At 66.7% G+C, this 1,016-nt stretch carries 1 protein-coding gene; it reads left to right on the forward strand.

Translation table 11 applies throughout. From position 1 onward, the window contains the following. Positions 1 to 66: 66 nt before the first annotated feature. Entirely contained in the window at positions 67 to 972 is a 906-nt protein-coding gene (locus ACLMAL_RS39625; protein ID WP_412003771.1) for an IS5 family transposase, read from the forward strand. Positions 973 to 1,016: the final 44 nt, after the last annotated feature.

Consider the following 1,016-nt stretch of genomic DNA (forward strand, 5'->3'; position numbering starts at 1 on the left):
ATATGGGTGAGGTCTCCGGTATTTCGGATTAGCGACCAAGCAAATCTGAATAGTGCCGGAGACCTCGTGGCCAGCGTAGCGGTAGCGGGGCGAGCGGACCTGACCGATGCCCAATGGGCGAGGTTGGAGCCGTTGCTGCCTCGGAGTAAGAAGGCGGGACGCCCGTCGAAGTGGACGAAGCGGCAGCTCATAGACGGGATTCGGTGGCGGACCCGGGCCGGGGTGCCGTGGCGGGACGTGCCGGCCGAGTACGGGTCCTGGCAGGCGGTGTATGGATTGTTCCGGCGTTGGCAGCGGGCTGGGGCTTGGTCGGTGATGGTGACCTCGCTGCAGGTGTTGGCTGATGCGGCTGGGGTGATCGAGTGGCAGGTCAGCGTGGATTCCACGATCACCCGGGCTCATCAGCATGCTGCCGGTGCCCGCCGCGACGGCGACCTGCAGGCCGAGCCACCGGCCGGTCCGGGTGAATGTGAGCCGGTCGACCATGGGCTGGGGCGCTCGCGTGGTGGGTGGACCAGCAAGCTGCATTTGGCGTGTGAGCAGGGCTGCCGGGTGTTGTCGGTGCTGGTCACTGCCGGTCAGGCCGGCGATAGTCCGCAGTTCGCGGCGGTGTTGGACGGGATCGAGGTGCCGAAACCCGGTGGCGGGCGGGCCCGGGCACGGCCGGAGCGTGTGCTGGCCGACAAGGCGTATTCCAGTCGCGGTAATCGGGAATGGTTGCGGCGTCACGGGATCAAGGCGACCATCCCGGTCCCTGCGGATCAGGTCGCGCACCGGCGGCGGCGCGGTCGTGCCGGTGGTCGGCCGCCTGCGTTCGATCCGGTGATCTACCGTGACCGTAATGCTGTCGAGAGGGGTATCAACCAGCTGAAACAGCATCGGGCGGTGGCTACCCGGTTCGACAAGCTCGCGGTTCGTTACCAGGCCACGATCCATGTCGCGGTGATCAATCAATGGTTGCGGCAGTCGTGAGGGCGAGCCGCAGGCCCGCCCTCACGACTTCGAGACAGAACCTA

This window comes from Nocardia sp. CWNU-33 (assembly GCF_046764895.1).
Taxonomy (GTDB): domain Bacteria; phylum Actinomycetota; class Actinomycetes; order Mycobacteriales; family Mycobacteriaceae; genus Nocardia.